Here is a 23,801-nt window from a genome sequence, read left to right on the forward strand (position 1 = left end):
GGGCGCGGGGGGGGGGGCGGGGGGCCCGTCCGGCGGGCGCGGGGGGGGGGGGGGGGGCCGCGGGGGCGGGGGGGGGGGGGGGGGCGGCGGGCCCCCCCCCCCCCCCCCGACCGGAGGGATCAGGCGCGGGCGTACTGGGCGGGACCGGAGTACGCGACGCCGAGCTTCGCGGCGGCCCGGCGCGGCCAGTACGGGTCGCGCAGCAACTCCCGACCCAGCAGCACCAGGTCGGCTTCGCCGTCGGCGACGATCTGCTCGGCGTGCTCGGGTTCCACGATCAGGCCCACCGCGCCGGTCGGTACGCCGGCCTCGCGGCGGATCTGGGCGGCGAGGGGCACCTGGTAGCCGGGGCCGAGCGGGATGCGCTGGCCCGTGCTCACCCCACCTGAGGACGTGTCGATCAGGTCGACGCCGACCCCGGCCAGCTCGCTGGCGAGCACCACGCTGTCCTCGATCGTCCAGCCGCCCTCGACCCAGTCGGTGGCGGAGATCCGGGTCAGCACCGGGACGTCCTCGCCCACCGCGGCACGCACCGCGCGGGCCACCTCCAGGGTGAGTCGCATCCGGCCGGCCCGGTCGCCGCCGTACGCGTCGGTGCGGTGGTTGGTCAGCGGCGACAGGAACTCGTTGAGCAGGTAACCGTGGGCGGCGTGGACCTCCACGGCGGCGAAGCCGGCGTCCAGGGCGCGTACGGCGCTGGCCGCGAACGCGTCGACCACACCGGCGATGCCGGCCTCGTCGAGGCTCGTCGGCGTCCGGTAGCCGGCGGTGAACGGCTCCGAGCCGGGGGCGACGGGAGTCCAGCCGCCCTCGGCGTCCGGCACACCGCCCGACTCCGGCGCCCACGGCCGGTAGGTGGAGGCCTTGAAGCCGGCGTGGGCGAGCTGCACGGCCGGCACCGCGCCGTGGGCGGCGACGAACGCGGTCACCGGCCGCCAGGCGTCGACGTGCGCGCCGGACCAGATGCCGGTGTCCTGCGGGCTGATCCGGCCCTCGGGGAGTACGGCGGTCGCCTCGGTCATGACCAGGCCGGCGCCGCCGACCGCGCGACTGCCGAGGTGGATCAGGTGCCAGTCGGTGGGCAGGCCGTCGGGGCCGGCAGAGTACTGACACATGGGTGCCATGGCGACCCGGTTGGGCAGGGTGACGCCGCGCAGGGCCAGGGGGGTGAACAGGGAGCTCATGGGGGACATCCTCTCGAGACGGCGACGGCGACGGGCCCCCGGGGAGGGAGGTCCGCCGCCGTACCGGCTGGTGTGATCAGGCAGGAACAGGGGTCAGGTCGGGCCGGGTCTCCGCTACCGGTGCCGGCTCGGTCAGGTCACGCCGGCCGGCGGACTCGTACGCGGCGCGGTCGAGGGTGCCCTCGCGGGCGGCGACCACGGTCGGCACCAGGGCCTGCCCCGCGACGTTGGTGGCGGTGCGGATCATGTCCAGGATCGGGTCGATGGCGAGCAGCAGGCCGGCGCCGGCCAGCGGCAGACCGAGCGTGCTGAGGGTCAGGGTGAGCATCACGATCGCGCCGGTCAGGCCGGCGGTGGCGGCCGAGCCGACCACCGAGACGAAGGCGATCAGCAGGTAGTCGCCGATGCCGAGGTGCACGCCGAACACCTGGGCCACGAAGATCGCGGCGAGGGCCGGGTAGATGGCGGCGCAACCGTCCATCTTCGTGGTGGCACCGAAGGGCACCGCGAACGAGGCGTACTCGCGGGGCACGCCGAGGCGCTCGACGGAGCGCTGGGTCACCGGCATGGTGCCGACCGAGGAGCGGGACACGAAGGCAAGCTGGATCGCCGGCCAGGCGCCGGCGAAGAAGCGCAGCGGGTTGAGCCGGCCGGCGAGGACCAGCACCAGCGGGTACACCACGAACAGCACGATGGCGCAGCCGACGTAGACGGCGGTGGTGAACTTCGCGAGGGGGGCCAGCAGGTCCCAGCCGTACGAGGCGACGGCGTTGCCGATCAGGCCGAGGGTGCCGATCGGGGCGAGGCGGATGACCCACCAGAGCGCCTTCTGGACGATCTCCAGCAGCGAGCGGTTGAGCGCCACGAACGGTTCGGCGGCGTCACCGACGAGCAGGGCCGCCGCGCCGATGACGACGGCGAGGAAGACGATCTGCAGGACGTTGCCCTCGACGAACGCGCCGACCGGGTTGGTGGGCACGATGCCGGTGAGGAAGTCCGTCCACGAGCCGGTGTTCTTCGGCGGTGCCGCGCCGCCCAGGTCGAGGGTCACGCCGCGGCCCGGGTTGGTGAACAGGCCGAGGCCGATGCCGATGCTCACCGCGATCAGCGCGGTGATGCCGAACCACATCAGCGTCTTGAGGGCGAGCCGGGCGGCGTTGGCGACGCCGCGCAGGCTGACCACGCTGACCACGATCGCGGTGAAGACGAGCGGGGGAACGGCCAGCTTGAGGAGCTGGACGAAGAGGCTGCCGACGGTGTGCAGGGTGCTGGTGAGCCAGCTCAGGTCGTTGCTGCGGGCCAGGAAGCCCAGCGCGACGCCGAGCACGAGACCGAGCAGGATCTGCACGGAGAAGGGAATTTTGCGCAGGCTGAAGGGCATGGGGAGATATCCAATTGTCCGGTCCGATCGGGGCAGGCGTAGGAACGCGGCTAGCCCGGACAGATGCCACTGGCCTGCAGTCGGAGATCGACATACAGGCGGACAGTGAGGCCCCAGACGTTGGTCATCGCTCGCCGACGATACGCCGAATTCCGCTCACTGGAAGGACTCATCGGCGTGAGGCTCCTTACAGAGGGCCAGTGCGGTGGCGGTTCCCAGGCCCCAGAGCGCCGCCAGAGCGAGGATCAGCCGTTCCAGCACCCCCACCACCGAGCCTCGGCCGAGCACCAGCATCGCCAGCCCCACCGTGCCGCAGAGGGGCAGCGCCAGCACGGCGGCGATGCCGGCCAACCGACGCACCGCCCGGCCGGCCGGCCCGGAGAGAGCCAGCGTGATCATGGCGAAGACCACCGCCGCGGTCGCCGCGATGCTCGCGCCACCGTGCACCAGGTCCGCCGTCGTCGCCCGCTCGAACGGTGGCAGCGGGCAGCCGTCGGAGCAGGTCACCGCCCCGGAGACGGCGGTGAACACGGCGCTGGTGGCGAGCAGCCCCGGTGCCGCCGCCCACACCCCCGGGGGCAGGGCCGCGCCGATCAGCAGCAACGCGCCGGCAAGGGCCAGGATCCCGATCCGGTACGTCGCGGCGTGCGCGCTGCCGGCGATGCCCGCCTCACTGACGTACCCGGTGAGCCCCGGGCCGGGACCGGCGACAACGGCGAGCGTCACCGCCACCGCGCCGGCCAGGGTGCAGCCGGCCGCGGCGGACCCGGCGGCCCGGCGGGCGACGTCGCCGCGGGCCCTCCGCGCGCTCGGGGCGGCGGACCGAGCCGGCTCAGCCACGCCCGTGCGGCGCGTTCCAGCCGGACTCGTCCGGCCCGAGCGGCACGATGCCGCTGGGGTTGATCTGCCGATGGGTGCCGTAGTAGTGCCGCTTGATGTGGTCGAAGTCCACCGTCTCGCCGAAGCCCGGCGTCTGGAACAGGTCCCGGGCGTACGCCCACAGCACCGGCATCTCGGTCAGCTTGTCGCGGTTGCACTTGAAGTGCCCGTGGTACGCGGCGTCGAAGCGGACAAGCGTGGTGAACAGTCGCACGTCGGCCTCGGTGATCGCGTCGCCCATCAGGTAACGCTGCCCGGCTAGCCGCTCGGAGAGCGCGTCCAGCCGGGCGAACAACCCCCGGAACGCCTCGTCGTACGCCTCCTGGGAGGTGGCGAACCCGCACCGGTAGACACCGTTGTTGACGTCGGTGTGGATCTCGGCCATCAGCGCGTCCATCTCGGGGCGCAGCGCGACCGGGTAGAGATCCGGGGCGTCGGGCGCGTGCAGCGACCGCCACTCGGTGGAGAAGTCGAGGGTGAGCTGCGGGTAGTCGTTGGTGACCACCCGGCCGGTCAGGGTGTCGACGAGCGCCGGCACGGTCACCCGGCCGGTGTAGTCCGGGTCGGTGGCCAGGTACGACTCGGAGAGGAAGCCCACCCCGAGGACCGGGTCGAAGCCGTCCGGGTCCAGGGCGAACGCCCAGCCCCGCTCGTCCCGGATCGGGTCGACGGTGCCGAGCGAGATCGCGTCGTCCAGGCCGAGCAGGCCGCGCACGATCCGCGCCCGGTGCGCCCACGGGCAGGCGCGGCACCAGATGAGCCGGTAACGGCCGGCCTCCAGCGGCCAGCGGTCCTGCTCGTCCGGCCCGCCACCGGGTGGGGAGGACGAGTCGGCGGTGACCCGCCCGGTGAACCGGTTCGGCTGGCGGACGAACGCACCACCGCCACTTGTCTCTGCGCTGAACTGGGCCCGGGCCATGCCGTCAACCTATCCGCTGTCGGCGCGGATATCCTGGCGGCCGGCAGCCCCCGCGACCCGGTGGGCCCGCCCCACCCCCGCCGTCTGCACCCCCTAAGGACTCGCGATGACCGTGGCATACCTGGTGGCCGGTGTCCGTACCCCGATCGGCAGGTACGCGGGCGCGCTCGCCGGCGTCCGCCCGGACGACCTGGCCGCGCACGTGATCCGTGAGCTGGTCGCCCGGCACCCGTCGGTGGACTGGGCGCGGGTCGACGACGTGGTGCTCGGCTGCGCCAACCAGGCCGGCGAGGACAACCGCAACGTGGCCCGGATGGCGGCGCTGCTGGCCGGCCTGCCCGAGGAGGTGCCGGGCAGCACCATCAACCGGCTCTGCGGCTCGGGTCTGGACGCGCTCGCCACCGCCGCCCGGTCCGTCGTCGCCGGGGACGCCGAGCTGGTCGTCGCCGGCGGGGTGGAGAGCATGAGCCGGGCACCGTTCGTCATGCCGAAGGCCACGTCCGCGTACTCCCGTTCGGCCGAGGTGTACGACACCACGCTCGGCTGGCGGTTGGTGAACCCGCTGATGCGCGACGGGTGGGGCGTCGACTCGATGCCGGAGACGGCGGAGAACGTGGCCGCCGAGTACGGCGTCAGCCGGGCCGAGCAGGACGCCTTCGCGTACCGCTCGCAGCAGCGTGCGGCGAAGGCGCAGGCCGACGGCCGGTTCGCCGAGGAGATCGTGGCCGTCTCCGTGCCGGCCGGCCGTCGGGAGACCCGGCTCGTCGAGGTCGACGAGCATCCCCGGGAGACCTCGCTGGAGAAGCTCGCCGCGTTGCCCACCCCGTTCCGCGACGGCGGCACGGTCACCGCCGGCAACTCCTCGGGCGTCAATGACGGCGCGGTCGCGCTGCTGGTGGCGAGCGAGGCGGCGGTCTCCCGGTACGGCCTGACCCCGCTGGCCCGGATCGTCGGCGCGGCGGCGGCAGGTGTGCCACCCCGGATCATGGGGATCGGCCCGGTGCCGGCCACCCGCAGGCTGCTCGACCGCGTCGGCATCGAGGTGGGTGCGGTGGACGTGGTGGAGCTGAACGAGGCGTTCGCCGCGCAGTCCGTGGCCGTGCTGCGCGAGCTGGGGCTGCCGGTGGACGCGGACCACGTCAACCCGAACGGTGGGGCCATCGCGTTGGGGCACCCGCTCGGCGCCAGCGGCGCACGGCTGGCGCTGACCGCCGCCCTGGAGCTGCGCCGTCGCGGCGGCCGCCGGGCTCTGGCCACCATGTGCATCGGCGTCGGTCAAGGCATCTCGCTGTTGCTGGAGTCAGCCGCCTAGAGTGGTCCACACCACACGACCCGCGGGTCGACCGGTGCTCGCGCACGCCGGGCCCCGGTGCCGTCCCGTGCCGAGGCGAGGAACTGGGGAGCACACTGATGCCGGACGGACTGCCCACCGAGATCGATCTGACCAGGCCGAGCGCGGCCCGGGTGTACGACTACTTTCTTGGTGGGGCGCACAACTTCGAGATCGACAGGCAGTTGGCCGAGCAGATCGCCAGCATGACCCCGAATCTCGCCGCCACCATGCGTTCCGGCCGGGAGTTCCTGCGCCGGGCCGTCCGGGTGCTGCTCGACGCCGGCATCGACCAGTTCCTCGACATCGGCTCCGGCATTCCCACCGTGGGCAACGTGCACGAGGTGGCGCAGGGGGTGAACCCGAAGGCCCGGGTGGTCTACGTCGACATCGACCCGGTGGCCGTCGCGCACAGCCGGGAACTGTTGGCCGGCAACGAGCTGACCGCTGTCATCCACGCCGACCTGCGTGAGCCGGAGCGCATCCTGGCCGAGACCCGACAGCTCGGGCTGATCGACTTCAGTCGACCGGTGGGCATCCTGCTGGCCGGGGTGGTGCACTTCATCCCGGACGCCGACCGGCCCGAGGAGATCCTGGCCACCCTGCGGGCCGCCGCCGCGCCGGGCAGCTTCCTGGTCGTCTCGCACTCCACCTTCGAGGACCAGCCGCAGGAGATGCTCGACGCCCAGCGCCTCTCCGCCCGTACCGCCACCGAGATCACGCTGCGCTCCCGCGCACAGGTCACCGCATTCTTCGGCGACTGGACCGTCCAGGCCCCGGGTGTGGTGCACATGCCGCTGTGGCGCCCGGACTCACCGTCCGACGTGGACGAGCACCCGGAGCGGTTCGGCGCCTTCGGGGGCGTCGCCCGGTACGACCAGCCCGTCGGCTGATCGAAGTGGCCGCCGTCCCGGACCCCGCCGGGGTCGAAGCCGGCCCGGACCCCGCCGGGGTCGAAGCCGGCCCGGACCCGGCCGGGGTCACTGCCGGTCGGGACCCCGCCGGGGTCACTGCCGGTCGGGTCGCCACCCGGGGGTACGCCGCCGAGTGGGCCCGCGCGGTGCGCCGGCTCGGTTTCGTGCCACTCAGCATGGCCGAGACCGAGCGGCTGCTGCTGGTGCACACGATCCGGCTGGCCCAGGCTGCCCGGGCCGAGCCGTTCACCGCCCGCCCGGCCGAGGAGATCGGGCGGGCGCTGGTGGAGGCGCACCTCACCGAACCGCAGGCCCTGGAATGGACGCTGCACGCGCTCGGTGCGGCGTTCGCCCGCCAGGTGCTGTGCGACGGCGACCAGCCGGCGGATCTCGCCGACCGGATCGCGGCGTTGCAGGGCGGGCTGGCCGCCGGCTTCGCGCGGGCGCTGCGCGACCGCACCTTCAGCCAGCAGGAGCGCATCGCCCGGTCGGCCTGGCAGGCGCGCGACCAGGTCGAACAGGCGCTGCGGGAGAGCGAGGCCCGGTTCCGGGCGGTGTTCACCGGCGCGGCGATCGGGATCGGGATCGCCGACGTGGACGGCCGGATCATCGACGTCAACCAGGCGTTCGCCGACATGCTCGGCTACTCGATCGAAGAGCTGCGCCAGATCAACGTGGCAGGGTTGGTGCACGCCGAGGACGCGGCCGGGATGTGGGAGCTGTACCAGGAGCTGATCGAGGGCAAGCACGACGCGGCCCGGGTGGAGAAGCGCTACTACCGCAAGGACGGCACCACGGTCTGGACGGACCTGGCCGTCTCGCTGATCCGACACGAGGGTCGACCCCGGTTCACCGTCGCGATGATCGAGGACATCACCGAGCGGTACGAACTCCAGCAGCGGCTGCGCTTCCAGGCGCTGCACGACCCACTCACCGGGCTGCCCAACCGGACGCTCTTCTTCGAGACGTTGGGACAGGTGCTCGACACCGCGGGTGCCGAGCAGCGGGTCGGTGTGTGCTTCCTCGACCTGGACGGCTTCAAGGCGATAAACGACAGTCTCGGGCACGACCTCGGTGACCGACTGCTGGTGATGATCGCCCGGCGGCTTGCCGCGTGCGTGGCCGACCACGGCCACCTGGTCGCCCGGATGGGGGGCGACGAGTTCGTGATCCTCGTCGACGGGGGAGACGACGCCGACGACCCGGTCACCGTCGCCGAGGCCGCGCTGGCCGCCGTCGCGGCCCCGGTCCACGTCGGTGAGCACCAGTTGGCCGTCTCGGCAAGTGTGGGCATCGTGCAGTGCCCCGCCTCGGAGACCACCGCGTCGGAGCTGATGAAGGCCGCCGACACCACGCTCTACTGGGCCAAGGCGGCGGGCCGGGGCCGTTGGGCGGTCTACGACCCGGAGCGCGGCGCCCGGGACATCGCCCGCTCGGCGCTCGTCGCCGGACTGCCCGCCGCACTGGACCGGGGCGAGTTCGTGCTGCACTACCAGCCGATCGTGTCGTTGCTCGAGGGCACCATGCTCGCGGTGGAGGCGCTGGTCCGGTGGGAGCACCCGGAGCTGGGCCTGATCGGGCCGGACCGGTTCATCGGCCTGGCCGAGGAGACCGGGCTGATCGTCCGGCTCGGCGAATGGGTGCTGCGGCGGGCCTGCGCCGACGCCGAACGGTGGTGGCGGGAGTTCCCGGACGCCCGGCTGGTGGTCAGCGTCAACCTGGCCGCCCGGCAGGCCGACGACCCGGCCATCGTGGACACGGTGGCCGACGCGTTGCAGGCCAGCGGGCTGCCCGCGGAGCTGCTCCAACTGGAGTTGACCGAGAGCGCCGTGATGGGCAGCGCCGGTGAGCCCCTGCGCAGCCTGCACCGGCTCGCCGCGCTCGGTGTCCGGCTGGCGGTGGACGACTTCGGCACCGGATACTCCAACCTGGCGTACCTGCGTCGGCTGCCGATCCACTGCCTGAAGCTCGCCGGCCCGTTCGTCGAGGGCATCCGGGCGGACGGCGCCGACGTGGCGGCCGACCACCGCGACGAACGGATCGTCGACGCGTTGGTCCGGTTGGCACACGCCCTGGAGTTGTGGGTCACGGCCGAGGCGGTGGAGACCGGCGTGCAGGCCGAACGGCTGCGGTCGCTGCGCTGCGACACCGGGCAGGGCCGCTACTTCGGTGCGCCGGCCCCGGCCGACGCGATCACCGCCCGGCTGCGCGACGGTGTGGAACACGGTGGGGTGCCGGTGTGAGTGAGCGAACCGGCTGGCGCGACAGCGTGACGCGAAGCGACGGCCCGCAACGACGCGGGGTGCCGGCGTGAGCGGGGGACCGTTCCGGTCCGGGTGGTGGCGACGGAGGGTGGCGGCGTGGACCTGACGGACTCGCAGACGGCGGTGACCGTGGTGGCCGGTCTGGCCATCCTGGCCGGGTTGGCCGGTGTGGTGGTGCCCGGCCTGCCGGCGTTGCCGCTGTGCTGGGGTGGGGTGCTGCTCTGGGCGGTCTTCGGTGGTGCCGGTCCGGGTGGCTGGGCGGTGTTCGCGGCGGTCTCCCTGGTGGCCGCGGGCGGCGCTGTGATCAAGTACGCGTGGCCGGGCCGGAATTTGAAGCGCACCGGTGTGCCGACGTCCACGCTGCTCGTCGGCGCGGTTCTCGGCATCGTCGGGTTTTTCGTGGTGCCGATCGTTGGCCTGGTGCTCGGCTTCGTCCTCGGGGTGTGGGCGGCGGAACGGCTGCGCCTGGGCAGCAACCAATTGGCGTGGCCCTCCACCGTGCAGGCCCTGAAGGCCGCCGGCCTGTCGATGCTGGTGGAGTTCCTGGCCGGCCTGGTCATCGCCGCCCTCTGGGTAACCGGCCTCCTCCTAACCTGACCCCACCCCCCTGTTTTCGTCGGTGATCAAGAGGTTTGCGTCAGGCAGAGCCTGAAATTTGACGCAAACCTCTTGATCACCGAGGGAAAGGGGGCGCGGGGCACTTTTTGGGTACGGCGGGAGGCCGTACGTGAGAGAGAGGCGTGCCCCGCGCCACCGTGGTCGGGCGGTCCGAGCGCCCGGGGTGGGCCCTGATCGGGCCTGGTCACCGGTCCAGCATGCCGGCCGGGGCGGCCGGACGGCAACGCAATTAGCCCGACGGCGGTGAGATTCCCACCGACTACGTATTGACCGTCTTGATCGACGGGGTCGACACTTTGCCCACTCGCACGCGGAACCACCTCAGGGAGGTGTGCAGTGGCCACGACACCCGTGCCGACCGCCGAGCAACCAATGGACGACGACGCCCGGCGGCTCGCTGAACTCGGCTACAAACAGGAGTTGCGCCGCAAGTGGAGTGGCTTCTCCAACTTCGCCATCTCCTTCTCGATCATTTCGATCCTGGCCGGCTGTTTCACGACCTTCGGTCAGGCGTGGAACAACGGCGGGCCGGTCGCCATCTCCTGGGGCTGGCCGCTGATCTCGCTGTTCATCCTGATCATCGGTTTCTGCATGGCGGAGCTGGTGTCGGCGTACCCGACCGCCGGTGGGATCTACTGGTGGGCGGCCACCATGGGTCGCCCGGTGCACGGCTGGTTTACCGGCTGGCTGAACCTGATCGGTCTGGTGGCGGTCACCGCCTCGGTCGACTACGGCTGCGCGACGTTCCTCAACCTCACCCTGTCGGCGCTCTTCGACGGCTGGGCCGGGACGCTGCGCCAGGCGTTCGTCCTCTTCGTGATCATCCTGGCGCTGCACGGGCTGATCAACATCTTCGGGCACCGGATCATCGACGTACTCCAGAACGTCTCGGTCTGGTGGCACGTGGCCGGCGCGGCCGTCGTGGTGGCCATTCTGGTCTTCGTGCCCGACAACCACCAGAGTTTCCAGTTCGTGTTCACCGAGCGGTTCAACAACTCCGGCTTCGGCGACGGCGACATCGGCGGGCTGACGTTCTGGTTCTACGTGCTCCCGCTCGGCTTCCTGCTGACCCAGTACACGATCACGGGCTTCGACGCCTGCGCGCACGTCTCCGAGGAGACCCGGGGCGCGTCCCAGGCCGCCGCCAAGGGGCTCTGGCAGTCGATTTTCTACTCCGCGGTCGGCGGCTGGATCCTGCTGCTGGCGTTCCTCTTCGCGGCCACCGACGTCGAGGCGGTGAACGCCGCCGGCGGCTTCTCCGGTGCGATCTTCGAGTCGGCGCTGACCCCGGTCTTCTTCAAGATCGTCATCATCATCTCCACGATCGGCCAGTTCTTCTGCGGCATGAGTTGCGTGACCTCGATGAGCCGCATGGCGTACGCGTTCAGCCGCGACCGGGCCGTGCCGGGCTGGCGACTGTGGTCGACGGTCGACCGCAACGGCACCCCGGTGAAAGCGATCATCGGCGCCACACTGGCCGGCCTGGTGCTGACCCTGCCGGCGTTGTACGAGAGCTCCGCCGGTATCCCGATCGCCTTCTACGCGGTGGTCTCGGTCGCGGTGCTCGGGCTCTACCTGTCGTTCCTCATCCCGATCGCGCTGCGACTGCGGATGGGTGACAGGTTCGTCCCCGGCCCGTGGACGCTCGGCCGCAAGTACAAACTGCTGGGCTGGATCGCAGTCATCGAGATCGCGATCATCGCCGTCTACTTCGTACTGCCGATCGTGCCCGCCGGGGTGCCCGGCAACGACGAGTTCACCTGGTCGGCGGTGAACTACGCGCCACTCGCCGTCGGCGGGGTGCTGCTGGTGGTGGCCGTGTGGTGGTACGCCTCGGCCCGGAAGTGGTTCACCGGCCCGGTCCGTACCGTCGAACAGCCCGCTCCGGCCGACGGCCCGGCGCCGGCCGACGGCCCGGTCTGACCGGCACCCGGCGGGACGGGAGCGACGCCCGTCCCGCCGGGTTTGCCGCAGACCCTCGCGGGGGCATTGACGGTGATCCGGTTTGCCAGTAGACCTTGGTGATGGAGGCCCGCTCATGAGGAATGCGCCGCTCACGCTGGAACAACTGCGGGTCGCCGTCGCCGAGGGCGAGATCGACACGGTGGTTCTCGCCCTGGTCGACATGCAGGGCCGGTTGCAGGGCAAGCGGTTCCACGCGCCGTTCTTCCTCGACCAGGTGGTGGAGGGCGGCAGCGAGGGCTGCAACTACCTGCTCGCCGTGGACGTCGACATGAACACCGTCGACGGGTACGCGATGTCGAGTTGGGAACGCGGCTACGGCGACTTCGCGATGGTGCCCGACTTCGCCACGCTGCGCCGAGTGCCCTGGCAGCCCGGCTCCGCCCTGCTGCTGGCCGACCTGACCTGGCTCGACGGCTCCGGTGACGTGGTCGCCTCACCCCGGCAGATCCTGCGCCGGCAACTGGACCGGCTGGCCGAGCACGGGCTGACCGCGTACGCCGGCACCGAGTTGGAGTTCGTGCTGTTCCGCGACTCGTACGAGGACGCCTGGCAGCGGGGCTACCGCGACCTCACCCCGGCGAACCAGTACAACGTCGACTACTCGCTGCTCGGCACCGCCCGGGTGGAGCCGTTGCTGCGCCGGATCCGCACCGAGATGGCCGGTGCCGGGCTCACGCCGGAGAGCGCCAAGGGCGAGTGCAACCTCGGGCAACACGAGATCGCCTTCCGCTACGACGAGGCGGTGGCCTGCGCGGACCACCACGTGATCTACAAGAACGGCGCCAAGGAGATCGCCGCCCAGGAGGGGATGGCGATCACCTTCATGGCCAAGCCGAACGAGCGGGAGGGCAACTCCTGCCACATCCACTTTTCGCTCCGGGACTCGTCCGGCGCGTCGGCGATGCTCGGCGACGGGCCGGCGCACCTGTCGCAGACCGGGCAGCGGGTGCTCGCCGGGCTGTTGGCGACCATGCGGGAGTTCAGCCTGCTGTTCGCCCCGAACATCAACTCCTACAAGCGCTACCAGCCGGGGTCGTTCGCCCCGACCGCACTGCGCTGGGGCGTCGACAACCGCACCTGCGCGCTGCGGGTGGTCGGGCACGGGCAGGGCATGCGGGTGGAGAACCGGGTGCCCGGCGCCGACGTCAACCCGTACCTGGCGATCGCCGGGCTGGTCGCCGGGGCGCTGCACGGCATCGACGGTGAGCTGGAGCTGGGCGAGGAGTGCACCGGCAACGCGTACGACGACCCGCAGGCCGAGCGCGTCCCCGGCACCCTGCGCGACGCCCTGGCCCTGTGGGAGGCGTCCACGGTGGCCCGCGAGGCGTTCGGCGAGGAGGTGGTGGCCCACTACGCCAACCAGGCGAGGGTGGAGTTGGCCGCGTTCGACGCCGCAGTGACGGACTGGGAGCTGAGGCGTGGCTTCGAACGCCTCTGATCCCGCGCCGGGCCCCTCACCCCTCGCCGCCGCACCGCCCGACTGCGTCGATCATGGACTTGTGGTGGGCGGTAAGTCCTTCGAGGCGCCTTTTGTGGGGCACCACAACTCCATGATCGACTGTTACGACGAGGGGTGGGGTGTGTGACGGTTCTGGTTGATCCGGCCTCCGGGGTCGGGTTTCGGGAGGTCGCGGCGGCCTCGGTGGAGGACGTGGACGCCGCCATCGCGCGGGCGGCTGCCGCCTTCGAGACGTGGCGAAAGGTGGGGCCGGGGGACCGGGGCCGGTTGTTGCGGCGGTTCGCCGCCGTGGTCGACGCGCACCTCGACGAGCTGGCCCAGTTGGAGGTGCGCAACTCCGGGCACACCATCGGCAATGCCCGCTGGGAGGCGGGCAACGTCCGCGACGTCCTGGACTACTACGCCGGCGCACCCGAGCGGCTGACCGGGCGGCAGATCCCGGTGCCCGGCGGGCTCGACGTCACCTTCCACGAGCCACTCGGTGTGGTCGGCGTGATCGTGCCCTGGAACTTCCCGATGCCGATCGCCGCCTGGGGGTTCGCCCCGGCGCTCGCCGCCGGCAACACGGTGGTGCTCAAACCCGCCGAACTGACTCCGCTCACCGCGCTGCGCCTGGCCGAGCTGGCCCGTGAGGCGGGCCTGCCCGACGACGTCTTCACCGTCGTCCCGGGCGAGGGCTCGGTGGTGGGGGAGCGGTTCGTCAGCCACCCGGCGGTGCGCAAGATCTGCTTCACCGGCTCCACCGAGGTCGGCACCCGGATCATGGCCGGCTGCGCCGCCCAGGTGAAGCGACTCACCCTGGAGCTGGGCGGCAAGAGCGCGAACATCGTGTTCGCCGACGCCGACCTGGAGCGCGCCGCCGCGACCGCGCCGGGCGCGGTCTTCGACAACGCCGGCCAGGACTGCTGCGCACGGTCGCGGATCCTGGTCCAGCATTCGGTGTACGAGCGGTTCCTGGAACTTCTCGAACCAGCGGTACGCGCGGTACGGGTCGAGGACCCGTCCCGGGACACCGCCGAGATGGGCCCGCTGATCTCCGCCGGGCAACGGGACCGGGTCGCCGGCTACCTCGACGGGGCGACCGTCGCCTTCACCGGCTCCTGCCCCGACGGCCCCGGGTTCTGGCAGGCTCCGACGGTCCTGCTCGCCGACTCGCCGGCCGACCGGCACTGGCGGGAGGAGATCTTCGGCCCGGTCGTCTCGGTGCTGCCGTTCGACGACGAGGCCGACGCGGTCCGGCTCGCCAACGACACCGAGTACGGCCTCTCCGGCTCGATCTGGACCCGGGACGTGGGTCGGGCGTTGCGCCTGGCCCGCGCCGTCGACGCGGGCAACCTCAGCGTCAACTCGCACTCCTCGGTGCGCTACTGGACCCCGTTCGGCGGGATGAAGCGCTCCGGCCTCGGCCGTGAGCTGGGCCCGGACGCGCTGCACGCCTTCACCGATGTCAAGAACGTGTTCATCGCGACAGAGGAGTGACGCCAGTGCAGGGTCGATTGCGGGACCGGGTGGCAGTGGTCACCGGAGCGGGCAGCGGCATCGGGTTGGCCACCGTCCGGCGGTTCGCCGCCGAGGGGGCCCGGGTGGTCTGCGTCGACATCGACGCGGACGCCGGCACGAAGGCTGCCGAGGAGTGCGGCGGCGAGTTCGTGGCCACCGACGTGGCCGACGAGTCGGCGGTACGCGACCTGTTCGACGGGGTGGCCGACCGGCACGGCCGGGTGGACATCGCGTTCAACAACGCCGGCATCTCCCCGCCGGACGACGACTCCATCCTGGACACCGGCCTGGACGCGTGGGAGCGGGTGCTGCGGGTCAACACCACGAGCGTCTACCTGTGCTGCAAGTACGCCATTCCGCACATGCGTCGGCAGGGCAAGGGGTCGATCATCAACACGGCCTCGTTCGTGGCGTTGATGGGTGCGGCGACGTCGCAGATCGCGTACACCGCGAGCAAGGGCGGGGTGCTGGCGATGACCCGGGAGTTGGGCGTGCAGTTCGCCCGTGAGGGCATCCGGGTCAACGCGTTGTGTCCCGGCCCGGTGGCCACCCCGTTGCTGCTGGAACTGTTCGCCGCCGACCCGGAGCGGGCCGCCCGCCGGCTGGTGCACGTGCCGATGGGTCGCTTCGGGCAACCGGAGGAGATCGCCGCCGCGGTGGCGTTCCTGGCCAGCGACGACGCCTCGTTCATGACCGCCGCGCAGTTCGTCGTCGACGGCGGCATCACGGGCGCCTACGTCACCCCCCTGTGAGAAGCGCGAAAAGCGCGCGGAGGCCGCTGATCGGCATCAGCGCGTACGTCGAACCCGCCGACTGGGCTGTCTGGCGGGGCGTACGGGCCGTGCTCCTGCCCGAGGCGTACGTGCGGGCGGTGACGGCCGCCGGTGGCCGCGCGGTGCTCCTGCCGCCCGACGACGTGGACGCCGACGTGGTGGCCGTCCTTGACGGGCTGCTGCTGGCCGGCGGCGCGGACGTCGGCCCGGGGCGGTACGGCCAGCCGCCCGATCCGCGTACCGAGGATCGGCCGGATCGGGACGCCGGCGAGCTGACCCTGTTGGCCGCCGCGCTCGCTGCCGAGATGCCGGTGTTGGGGGTGTGTCGGGGGATGCAGCTGCTCGCGGTCGCGTACGGCGGTGCCCTGCACCAGCATCTGCCGGATGTGGTGGGTCACGACGCGCACCGCCCGGCACCCGGTGTGTACGGGGCGCATCCGGTGCGGTTCGCGGCGGGGAGCCTGGCCTCCTCGGTGTTGGCGGGGGTCGACCGGGTCAACTCGTACCACCACCAGGCGGTCGCCGATCCGGGTCGGCTGACGGTGACCGGTTGGGCGGAGGACGGCGTGGTCGAGGCGGTGGAGGACCCGGCCCTGCCGTTCGTGCTCGGGGTGCAGTGGCATCCGGAGAACGAGCCGGACCCGCGGCCGATCACGGCGCTGGTGCGGGCCGCCGACGCCCGGGTGTGATCGAGATCGCTGCCGCCCGTCGATCGCGGCGGTGGGAGGATCGACGGATGGGCAAGGTCTATCCCGAGATCGACGGTCGACTGCGTGACTTCATCGAGGCCCAGCCGCTCTTCTTCGTGGCGACCGCCCCGTCCGGGGCCGAGGGGCACGTCAACGTGTCGCCGAAGGGCATGCGCGGCACGTTCGTGATCCTCGGCCCGCACCGGGTGGCCTACCTCGACTATCACGGCAGTGGGGCGGAGACCATTGCCCACCTGCGGGACAACGGCCGGATCACGCTGATGTTCTGCGCCTTCGACGGCCCGCCGAAGATCGTCCGGTTGCATGGCCGGGGCAGCAGCGTCGCGGTGACCGAGGGCTCGTTCGCCGATCGCCTCGCCGAGTTTCCCGAACCGCCGGACGTGCACGCCGTCCGGGCGGTCATCACCGTCGAGGTGGAACGGGTCAGTGACTCCTGTGGATACGCGGTGCCGCTGATGGACTTCCGGGCCGAACGCGATCTGTTACTCACCTCACACTCCCGCCGGAGCACCGAGGATCTGGTCGTCTACCGGGCCACCAGGAACGCGGCGAGCATCGACGGGCTGCCGGTCTTCTGACGTGTCAGGACGCTCCGGCCACCGCTGTTCCCGGCCGTCGTCCACCCGCACTGTCCGGTGCCCGACCTCCCAGGCGTACGTAAGCAGCGTCCATCGTTCGTGATGCGTTACGTTGCTGGTCCGCTGGGGTACAAGTCGAAGCACGGCGGGTGAAGATCAACGGTCGGGGGGTTCGACCGGAGCGGGAGGCTGCATGAACTCGGCCCAGGGGGGCGCGGACATGGGGCATCCCGTGCTGTCCGGCGGCGAGGTCCCTCCTCTGCTCGCGGCCTCGTTCGCGGCGGGCGGCGAGATGGGCGACCGGCTGGCCACCTTCGACTGGTCTTCCGGCCCGCTGGGCGAGCCCGCTCAGTGGCCCCTGGCGCTGTCCAGTGCGGTCGGGATGATGCTCGCCTCCAGCGCGCCGATCGTGATGTTCTGGGGCGACCAGGAGTTGGCCTTCTACAACGACGCCTACCGGCCGACCATCGGCGCCAAGCACCCGGACGTGATCGGCCAACCGGCCCGCTCGAACTGGGCGGAGACCTGGTCGGTGCTCGGCCCGCTGCTTCACAGCGTCCGGAGCACCGGCCGCTCCTACCGTGGCGAGGACCACCCCTTCCTGTTGGACCGGCACGGCTACGTCGAGCAGACCTACTTCAATGTCTCGTACGACCCGATCCGCGGTGACGACGGCTCGGTCAGTGGCGTCTACTGCATCGTCAGCGAGACCACCGGACGGGTGCTCGGCGAGCGTCGGCTGCGGGCGCTGTCCGAGCTGGGTGCGGAGCTGAACGACATCGGCAGCGCCGCGGAGTTGGGCCGTACCGCAGCCGGAGTGCTCGGCCGGCACCGGGCGGACGTGCCGTTCGCCCTGATCTATCTGGTCGACGACGGCGACCAGCTCGCCCTCGCCGGTAGCACCGGCGCCACCGCACCCGCCGCCGGTGTCGCGTCACGGCTGCTGGGCCAGGTCATCGCCAGTGGAACGCCCGACACGGTCGAGGTGGCCGCTCTGCTCGACGCGTTGCCTGTCGACGCCTCCGACCAGGCCCTCGTGTTGCCGCTCACCGCGACCAACCAGACGGTCGGCGCGCTTGTCGTCGGCGTGGCCCGCCAGCTGCCGCTCGGCGACGAATACCGCGACTTCCTCGACCTGGTCGCCGCCCAGATCTCCCGGGCACTCGGCACCCAGCGGGCGTACGAGCAGGAACGGGCCCGCGCCGCCGAGCTGGCCGCGCTGGACCAGGCGAAGACCAACTTCTTCGCCAACGTCAGCCACGAGTTCCGCACCCCACTGACCCTGGTGCTCGGCCCACTGGAGGACATGCTGGCCGACCCGCGGCTGCCCGCCACCGAGACCGACCGGCTGACCATGATGCACCGCAACGCGTTGCGCCTGCTCAAGCTGGTCAACACCGTGCTGGACTTCTCCCGACTGGAGTCCGGTCGGCTCGCCGCCCGCTACCAGCCCACCGACATCGCCGACTACACAACCCGGCTGGCCAGCACCTTCCGGTCGGCCACCGACCGGGCCGGGTTGCGACTCGTGGTGGACTGTCCGCCGCTGCCGGCGCCGGTCTTCGTCGACCGGGACATGTGGGAGAAGGTCGTCCTCAATCTGGTGTCGAACGCGGTCAAGTTCACCTTCGACGGTGAGATCCGGGTCCGCGTCCGTGCCGTGGAGGGCGTAGCCCGCCTCGAGGTGACGGACACCGGCACGGGCATCGTGCCCGACGAGCTGCCGCACGTCTTCGAACGGTTCCACCGGGTGGCCGGTGCGCGCGCCCGTACCCACGAGGGCACCGGGATCGGCCTCGCCCTGGTTCGTGAGCTGGTCGAGATGCACGGTGGCGAGGTTGGGCTGACGAGTCAGGTCGACCAGGGCAGCACCTTCACGGTGAGCGTTCCGTTCGGGTCGGCGCACCTGCCGACGGACCGGGTGGTGGCGTTCGGTCCGTTGCCCGGGGGCGAGCCCGAGCAGGCTCGGCTCTTCGTGGCGGAGACCGCCCTGTGGGCCGGTGTCGCGCCGACCCGTCACATCGACACGCCGTCGGCGGGAAGTGCCCCGGCGGGCCGGATCCTGGTCGTCGACGACAACGCGGACCTGCAGGAGCACGTCAGCCGGCTGCTCTCCCCGACCTGGGAGGTGGTCGCCGCGAACGACGGGCTCGATGCCCTGCCGCTGGCCAGGGAGGGCGGGTTCGACCTGGTCCTCAGCGACGTGATGATGCCCCGGCTGGACGGGTTCGGGTTGGTGAACGCCCTGCGCGCGGACCCGCGTACCCGGCATGTGCCGATCGTGCTGCTCTCCGCCCGCGCCGGCTCCGCGGAGGCCGTCGCCGGTCTCGCCGTCGGCGCCGACGACTACCTCACCAAGCCGTTCTCCGGACAGGAGCTGATCGCCCGGGTGCGGGCCAACCTGGAGTTGGGCCAGCTCCGCGGGCAGATCATCCGTCGGCTCCGGGCGCTTGCCGACGCGGCGGTGGCGGTGAACACCGCCCGGTCCACCTCCGACGTGCTCCAGGTCGCCGCCCGGCACGCGTTGAGTCTTGCCGAGGCGGCTCGGGTGGTGGTCAGCGCGGCCGACGCGCGCTTCGAGGCGGACAGCGGTGGCACCACCGCCGCCGACCCGTCCTTCGTGGCCGAGCTGACCGGCACCGCCGGCAAGCAGCTCGGTGAGCTGCGGGTCTGGCGGGCGGACGGCGACGAGGCGCAGGCCGACGCCGCACTGACCCAGCTGGCCCGGCTCGTCGGGGTGCGGCTGGAGAACGCCCAGCTCTACGAAGCCGAACACCGCATCGCCACCACCCTGCAGCACAGCCTGCTGCCCCGGTCGTTGCCCCAACTGCCCGGCGCGGTGGTGGCCAGTCGCTACCTGCCCGGCAGTGCCGACGTGGAGGTCGGCGGCGACTGGTACGACGCCATCGCGCTCAACGGCGGCGAACTGGTGCTCGTCATCGGCGACGTGGTCGGCAAGGGCGTCCGGGCGGCCGCGGCGATGGGGCAGTTGCGCAACGCGCTGCGGGCCTACCTCCTGGAGGGCTTCGACCCGGGTGAGTCGCTGACCCGGCTCAACCGGCTGGTCGGCTCCACCGAGGGCCGCAACTTCGCGACGGTGGTCTGCCTGCTGTTCGACCCCCGCACCGGTCTGCTGCGGTACGCCAGCGCCGGTCACCCGTCCCCACTGTTGATCACCGGAGGCGACGTGGCGTTCCTGCACGACCGGGCGCTCGGTCCGCCGGTCGGCGCCCTCCCCGACACGACGTACGCGTCGGTCGAGGGGGAGTTGGCGGCCGGCGGTCGACTGCTGCTCTACACCGACGGGCTGATCGAGGACCGCGAACTCGGCATCGATGCCTCGCTGGACCAGCTCCGCATCGACGCGGCCACCCCGAGTGAGCACGTGGTGGACCTGATCGACGCGGTGGTCGAGCGGGTCACCGGCCGCCCCCGCCGCGACGACGTGGCGGTCCTCGCCGTGGAGGCGGTGGAGCTGAACCGCTTCGCGCTGCGGCTACCGGCGGACCCGACCCGGCTCAGCGTGCTGCGCAAGCGGCTGGAGGACTTCCTGGTCGGGCATGCCGTCGGCGAGACCGACAGGTTCGACCTGACCGTCGCCGTCTCCGAGGCCGCCGCCAACGCCATCGAGCACCCGATCCACCCCGCCGAGGCCATGATCAGTGTGGAGGTGGCCATCGAGGATCGGACGGTGACGGCCACGGTACGCGACAGCGGACAGTGGCGGGAGTCGACCGACTCCGGTTTCCGGGGCCGCGGCCTGGCCCTGATCAGAGCGCTCGGCGACCTGTCGGTGCGGCGTACCGATGAGGGCACCGAGGTGACTCTGCGCCGGCAGTTGCAGGACTGATCCTGCGGTCGGGGTGCTTCCGGACCCGACGTGTCGCCTCGGCGCGGCCGAGGCCGGTGACGTCGGCCCTAGGCGCGGTCGAGCCAGCTCTGCTCGCCGAGGCCGGAGATCTCCAACACGCGGCGGACCTGCCGGGACGGGCGGACGACGAGCGTGCCGGGAAACTGCTGGGCGAGCCGGACCAGGGCGTGGATGGCGGCCGAGTCGAAGAAGGTGACCGCACTCAGGTCGAGGGTGATCTTCTCGGCGGGCTCGCGCAGCGCCGTCTGGAGCATCGTGTCCGCGGTCGCCATGTCGACCTCGCCGGAAACGACGACGTGGAGGTGGTCACCGTCGATCTCCGCGCTGGCGGAGAAGACGGGTGGCGCTCCCCCTTGATCCACGCTGACACCATGGCACAGCCGCTCTGGCAGAGCAACAACCCCCACCGGGCGGCCGTGGCGCGGGTCACCAGCGGCCCCGGCGATAGGCTTGCGGCATGACCGTCCGTCCGCCGCTGACGCCAGGCACGCTCTCCCCGATGCGACCGGTGCCACCCCAGATCGCCCGACCGGAGTACGTGGGTAAGTCGCAGCCACGCCAGTGGCGTGGCTCGCACGTGCAGACGCCGGAGACCATCGAGAAGATGCGCATCGCCAGCCGGCTCGCCGCCCAGGCGACCCAGTTGGCCGGCGAGCACTGCAAGCCCGGCGTGACGACCGACGAGATCGACAAGGTGGTGCACGAGTTCCTCTGCGACCACGGCGCGTACCCGTCGACGCTTGGCTACAAGGGCTTCCCGAAGTCCTGCTGCACGAGCCTCAACGAGGTCATCTGCCACGGCATCCCGGACACCACGGTCCTGCAGGACGGCGACATCATCAACGTCGACGTGACCGCGTACATCGGTGGGGTGCACGGCGACACCGATGCCACCTTCTGCGTCGGCGAGGTCAGCGAAGAAGCCCGACTGCTTGTCGAGCGCACCCACGAGGCGATGATGCGCGGCATCCGCGCGGTCGCCCCGGGGCGTCAGATCAACGTGGTGGGTCGCGTCATCGAGTCGTACGCCAAGCGGTTCGGCTACGGCGTGGTCCGCGACTTCACCGGCCACGGCATCGGCGAGGCCTTTCACAGCGGTCTCTACGTGCCGCACTACGACAGCCCGCGCCCCACGGACATCATGGAGCCGGGCATGACGTTCACGATCGAGCCGATGATCACCCTGGGCACCTACCAGTACGACATGTGGGACGACGGGTGGACGGTGGTCACCAAGGACCGGAAGTGGACGGCGCAGTTCGAACACACCATCGTGGTGACCGACGACGGCCACGAAATTTTGACCCTTCCATGACCGACACCCCAGCGGCGCTCCGCGAGGCGCACCACGCGGACGTCTCCGGCGGCTGGCTGCGCCCGGCCGTCTTCGGCGCGATGGACGGCCTGGTCACCAACATCGCCCTGATCGCCGGCGTCGGCGGCGGCGGGGTGTCGCCACACAGCATCGTGCTCACCGGCACCGCCGGCCTGGTCGCCGGTGCCATCTCGATGGGGCTCGGCGAGTACACGAGCGTGCGGTCCGCAAACGAGCAGGTCGCCGCCGAGGTGGCCAAGGAACGGCGGGAGTTGGAACGACACCCCGAGGCGGAGGCCCGGGAGTTGGCCGACGCCTGGGTGGCCCGGGGCCTGCCCCGGGACCTCGCCACCCAGGTCGCCGAGGCGGTGCGGCGCGACCCGGAGGAGGCGCTGCGGGTGCACGTCCGCGAGGAGTTGGGCGTCGACCCCGACGACCAGCCCAGCCCGTGGGCCGCGGCGATCTCGTCGTTCCTGTTCTTCTCGCTCGGTGCGCTGATCCCGCTGCTGACGTACCTGTTCGGTGCCACCGAGCTGTGGTTGGCGCTCGCCGTCGGCGGGCTCGGGCTGTTCGCCGCCGGTGCGGTGGTGGCCCGCTTCACCCGCCGGCCCTGGTGGACGAGCGGCCTCCGCCAACTGCTGCTCGGCGCCGCGGCGGCCGGCGCGACCTATCTGGTCGGCACACTGATCGGCGTCTCCGGCGGGCTGTGACACCGCTCAGGCGGTGAGCAGATCCTCGATGGTGCCGTCGACCGCACGACCACGGGCGGCCAACTCCTCGGCCTGCCGTGCCAGCACCACACTTACCTCCGTCATGTCCGCGCCGGCCAACCCGGTGCGCCGCACCGCGTCTCCCGGGTCACGGAAGTAGGTTCGGCTGAGCAGACCGGTCACCGTGGCCGCCGCCAGCCGGGCCTCCCCGAGCATCAGCAGAGCCTGATCGGTCTCGTACCACTCGGCGAGCCGGGCGGCCCGCGAATGCGCCGCACTGCCCCTGTACCACGCCTGCCGGGCCGCGGCGCTGAACTCCGCCGGCCGGGCCCGGGCCAGTCGACCCAGATGCTCGTCGCGCAGCGTCCGCAACCAGCCAGTCGGATCATGCAACGCCTGCGTGGTGACGTACCGGTCGGCGGTCAGCGGCCAGAGCGGCGAGAGCACCCGGGCCTGGGCCAGGTAGTCCTCGGCGGCCGCCACGGTCAGGTCGACGAGCACCCCGTCCACCCGTCGGGTCGCCGGCGGCGGCCCGGTGCCGGGTCGATAGGTGACCACGAGCATCCCCGCCTCGCCGTTCCCGCCGCCGTCGTCGTCACCGTGCGCCAGGGGGCCGTGCACCGCGATCGCGAGCGCATCCGCCGGGAACCGCCGCCGGACCGCCTCGGCGACCCGCTCCGCGACCGTCCACCGTCGATCGTCGAGGCCCCGGTCGACACCGGCCGGCTCACTCCTCGCGCTCACGGGCCGGCCTTTGTTCGCGGCTGCGGGGCTCGCAACCCCGGCTCACTCCTCGCGCTCACGGTGCCGCCTTTGTTCGCGGCTGCGGGGCTCGCAACCCCGGCTCACTCCTCGCGCTCACGGGACCACCTCGCCCTTGGTTACCGAGCGTCAGCCTAGCCAGCCGACGGCGAAGCGTCGGGCGCGCCGCGCCCGGTCGGGGCCAGCCGGAAGATGTGGATCTCCCGGCCACCGGCCCGCTGCACGTACGTGCGGTACGCGGGCCACTCGGTGACCAGCAGCTGCCACAACCGTTCCCGCTCGGCGCCGGAGGCCCGTTCGGCCCGCACCGCGACCCGCCGGCCCTTCACGTCCACCTCGGCGGCGGGGTCGGAGAGCAGGTTCATCGCCCAACCGGGGTGGTGGGTCTGCCCCCAGTTCGAGCCGATCACCACGTACGCGTCACCGTCCGGCACGTAGACGAGCGGGTTGCTGCGGGGCTTGCCGGAGCGGCGGCCGGTCGTGGTGATCACCAGGGACGGGATCAGGCCGAGCGCGACCACCCGCCCCCGGGTGAGCCGACCGACCACCCGATCGACCGGGACCAGCAGACGTGCGGCCGCGCCGAACCACCGATGATGGCCGACCCGACGGGTGATGTTTCCCAGCACTGACACGCCGATCAGTCTGCCGGCTGCCCGGCCCCGGCGG

Annotated in this window: 20 protein-coding genes; 13 read left to right on the forward strand and 7 right to left on the reverse strand. The window is 71.9% G+C overall.

What is annotated here, in order from left to right; all coding sequences use genetic code 11:
- Window positions 1-119: 119 nt before the first annotated feature.
- The 4 genes from AB0C15_RS27905 to AB0C15_RS27920 all read right to left on the reverse strand — a co-directional run bounded on the left by AB0C15_RS27905 (window position 120) and on the right by AB0C15_RS27920 (window position 4,363).
- The gene (locus tag AB0C15_RS27905) at window positions 120-1,184 is read right to left on the reverse strand and encodes an NADH:flavin oxidoreductase/NADH oxidase (RefSeq protein WP_357356807.1); all 1,065 of its coding nucleotides are present in this window, start codon (window positions 1,182-1,184) and stop codon (window positions 120-122) included.
- A 76-nt stretch (window positions 1,185-1,260) separates the two neighbouring features.
- A complete protein-coding gene (locus AB0C15_RS27910) occupies window positions 1,261-2,553 on the reverse strand; it encodes a dicarboxylate/amino acid:cation symporter (RefSeq protein WP_357356903.1) in 1,293 nt (430 codons plus the stop codon).
- Window positions 2,554-2,721: 168 nt separating this feature from the next.
- Window positions 2,722-3,405 (reverse strand): DUF998 domain-containing protein, encoded by a 684-nt coding sequence (locus tag AB0C15_RS27915; protein WP_357356809.1) that lies wholly within the window; start codon window positions 3,403-3,405, stop codon window positions 2,722-2,724.
- Window positions 3,398-4,363 carry a glutathione S-transferase C-terminal domain-containing protein gene (locus tag AB0C15_RS27920; protein WP_357356811.1) on the reverse strand — a complete coding sequence of 322 codons (966 nt, stop codon included), beginning with the start codon at window positions 4,361-4,363 and terminating at the stop codon, window positions 3,398-3,400. Before AB0C15_RS27920 ends, AB0C15_RS27915 begins: the two co-directional genes overlap by 8 nt.
- A 106-nt stretch (window positions 4,364-4,469) precedes the next feature.
- Between AB0C15_RS27920 and pcaF the strand changes: the two genes are divergently transcribed.
- From pcaF to AB0C15_RS27975, 11 genes are all read left to right on the forward strand, one after another.
- Complete coding sequence (gene pcaF, locus AB0C15_RS27925) at window positions 4,470-5,675, forward strand: 3-oxoadipyl-CoA thiolase (RefSeq protein WP_357356813.1); 1,206 nt, start codon at window positions 4,470-4,472, stop codon at window positions 5,673-5,675.
- Between the two features lie 98 nt (window positions 5,676-5,773).
- Entirely contained in the window at window positions 5,774-6,586 is an 813-nt protein-coding gene (locus tag AB0C15_RS27930; RefSeq protein ID WP_357356815.1) for an SAM-dependent methyltransferase, read from the forward strand.
- Window positions 6,587-6,591: 5 nt separating this feature from the next.
- On the forward strand, window positions 6,592-8,850 hold the full coding sequence (locus AB0C15_RS27935) for an EAL domain-containing protein (RefSeq protein ID WP_357356817.1): 2,259 nt from the start codon (window positions 6,592-6,594) through the stop codon (window positions 8,848-8,850).
- Between the two features lie 117 nt (window positions 8,851-8,967).
- A complete protein-coding gene (locus tag AB0C15_RS27940) occupies window positions 8,968-9,468 on the forward strand; it encodes a DUF456 domain-containing protein (RefSeq protein WP_357356819.1) in 501 nt (166 codons plus the stop codon).
- 357 nt (window positions 9,469-9,825) lie between these two features.
- Window positions 9,826-11,412, forward strand: a complete 1,587-nt coding sequence (locus AB0C15_RS27945) for an amino acid permease (RefSeq protein ID WP_357356821.1) — start codon at window positions 9,826-9,828, stop codon at window positions 11,410-11,412.
- Between the two features lie 115 nt (window positions 11,413-11,527).
- Entirely contained in the window at window positions 11,528-12,892 is a 1,365-nt protein-coding gene (locus AB0C15_RS27950; protein WP_357356823.1) for a glutamine synthetase family protein, read from the forward strand.
- Between the two features lie 144 nt (window positions 12,893-13,036).
- On the forward strand, window positions 13,037-14,392 hold the full coding sequence (locus AB0C15_RS27955) for an aldehyde dehydrogenase family protein (RefSeq protein ID WP_357356825.1): 1,356 nt from the start codon (window positions 13,037-13,039) through the stop codon (window positions 14,390-14,392).
- A 5-nt stretch (window positions 14,393-14,397) separates the two neighbouring features.
- A complete protein-coding gene (locus AB0C15_RS27960) occupies window positions 14,398-15,165 on the forward strand; it encodes a 3-oxoacyl-ACP reductase (protein WP_357356828.1) in 768 nt (255 codons plus the stop codon).
- Window positions 15,162-15,875, forward strand: a complete 714-nt coding sequence (locus tag AB0C15_RS27965; RefSeq protein WP_357356830.1) for a gamma-glutamyl-gamma-aminobutyrate hydrolase family protein — start codon at window positions 15,162-15,164, stop codon at window positions 15,873-15,875. The genes AB0C15_RS27960 and AB0C15_RS27965 overlap by 4 nt, the downstream gene beginning before the upstream one ends.
- 47 nt (window positions 15,876-15,922) lie before the next feature.
- Window positions 15,923-16,474: a pyridoxamine 5'-phosphate oxidase family protein gene (locus AB0C15_RS27970; protein ID WP_357356832.1), complete on the forward strand. Its 552-nt coding sequence runs from the start codon at window positions 15,923-15,925 to the stop codon at window positions 16,472-16,474.
- Window positions 16,475-16,667: 193 nt separating this feature from the next.
- Window positions 16,668-20,324 carry a SpoIIE family protein phosphatase gene (locus tag AB0C15_RS27975; RefSeq protein ID WP_357356834.1) on the forward strand — a complete coding sequence of 1,219 codons (3,657 nt, stop codon included), beginning with the start codon at window positions 16,668-16,670 and terminating at the stop codon, window positions 20,322-20,324.
- 68 nt (window positions 20,325-20,392) lie between these two features.
- Here the strand turns inward: AB0C15_RS27975 and AB0C15_RS27980 are convergent, their stop codons facing one another.
- Window positions 20,393-20,707, reverse strand: a complete 315-nt coding sequence (locus AB0C15_RS27980; RefSeq protein WP_357356836.1) for an STAS domain-containing protein — start codon at window positions 20,705-20,707, stop codon at window positions 20,393-20,395.
- A 95-nt stretch (window positions 20,708-20,802) separates the two neighbouring features.
- Between AB0C15_RS27980 and map the strand changes: the two genes are divergently transcribed.
- Together map and AB0C15_RS27990 are read left to right on the forward strand one after the other, a co-directional pair.
- Window positions 20,803-21,660 carry a type I methionyl aminopeptidase gene (map, locus tag AB0C15_RS27985; RefSeq protein WP_357356839.1) on the forward strand — a complete coding sequence of 286 codons (858 nt, stop codon included), beginning with the start codon at window positions 20,803-20,805 and terminating at the stop codon, window positions 21,658-21,660.
- Window positions 21,657-22,370: a VIT1/CCC1 transporter family protein gene (locus tag AB0C15_RS27990; protein ID WP_357356841.1), complete on the forward strand. Its 714-nt coding sequence runs from the start codon at window positions 21,657-21,659 to the stop codon at window positions 22,368-22,370. The genes map and AB0C15_RS27990 overlap by 4 nt, the downstream gene beginning before the upstream one ends.
- Before the next feature lie 6 nt (window positions 22,371-22,376).
- Here AB0C15_RS27990 and AB0C15_RS27995 read toward each other — a convergent pair whose 3' ends face one another.
- Together AB0C15_RS27995 and AB0C15_RS28000 are read right to left on the reverse strand one after the other, a co-directional pair.
- On the reverse strand, window positions 22,377-23,114 hold the full coding sequence (locus AB0C15_RS27995; RefSeq protein WP_357356843.1) for a nucleotidyltransferase domain-containing protein: 738 nt from the start codon (window positions 23,112-23,114) through the stop codon (window positions 22,377-22,379).
- Between the two features lie 152 nt (window positions 23,115-23,266).
- Window positions 23,267-23,767, reverse strand: a complete 501-nt coding sequence (locus AB0C15_RS28000; protein ID WP_357356845.1) for a nitroreductase/quinone reductase family protein — start codon at window positions 23,765-23,767, stop codon at window positions 23,267-23,269.
- Window positions 23,768-23,801: the final 34 nt, after the last annotated feature.

The organism is Micromonospora sp. NPDC048835 (assembly GCF_040649995.1).
GTDB lineage: Bacteria > Actinomycetota > Actinomycetes > Mycobacteriales > Micromonosporaceae > Micromonospora.

What these genes read in the sequence shown, in the direction of transcription:
- AB0C15_RS27905 (WP_357356807.1), bottom strand. Translation starts at nt 1,184, where the DNA reads ATGAGCTCCCTGTTCACCCCCCTGGCCCTGCGCGGCGTCACCCTGCCC.
- AB0C15_RS27920 (WP_357356811.1), bottom strand. Translation starts at nt 4,363, where the DNA reads ATGGCCCGGGCCCAGTTCAGCGCAGAGACAAGTGGCGGTGGTGCGTTC.
- pcaF (WP_357356813.1), top strand. Translation starts at nt 4,470, where the DNA reads ATGACCGTGGCATACCTGGTGGCCGGTGTCCGTACCCCGATCGGCAGG.
- AB0C15_RS27930 (WP_357356815.1), top strand. Translation starts at nt 5,774, where the DNA reads ATGCCGGACGGACTGCCCACCGAGATCGATCTGACCAGGCCGAGCGCG.
- AB0C15_RS27950 (WP_357356823.1), top strand. Translation starts at nt 11,528, where the DNA reads ATGAGGAATGCGCCGCTCACGCTGGAACAACTGCGGGTCGCCGTCGCC.
- AB0C15_RS27970 (WP_357356832.1), top strand. Translation starts at nt 15,923, where the DNA reads ATGGGCAAGGTCTATCCCGAGATCGACGGTCGACTGCGTGACTTCATC.
- AB0C15_RS27975 (WP_357356834.1), top strand. Translation starts at nt 16,668, where the DNA reads ATGAACTCGGCCCAGGGGGGCGCGGACATGGGGCATCCCGTGCTGTCC.
- map (WP_357356839.1), top strand. Translation starts at nt 20,803, where the DNA reads ATGACCGTCCGTCCGCCGCTGACGCCAGGCACGCTCTCCCCGATGCGA.
- AB0C15_RS27990 (WP_357356841.1), top strand. Translation starts at nt 21,657, where the DNA reads ATGACCGACACCCCAGCGGCGCTCCGCGAGGCGCACCACGCGGACGTC.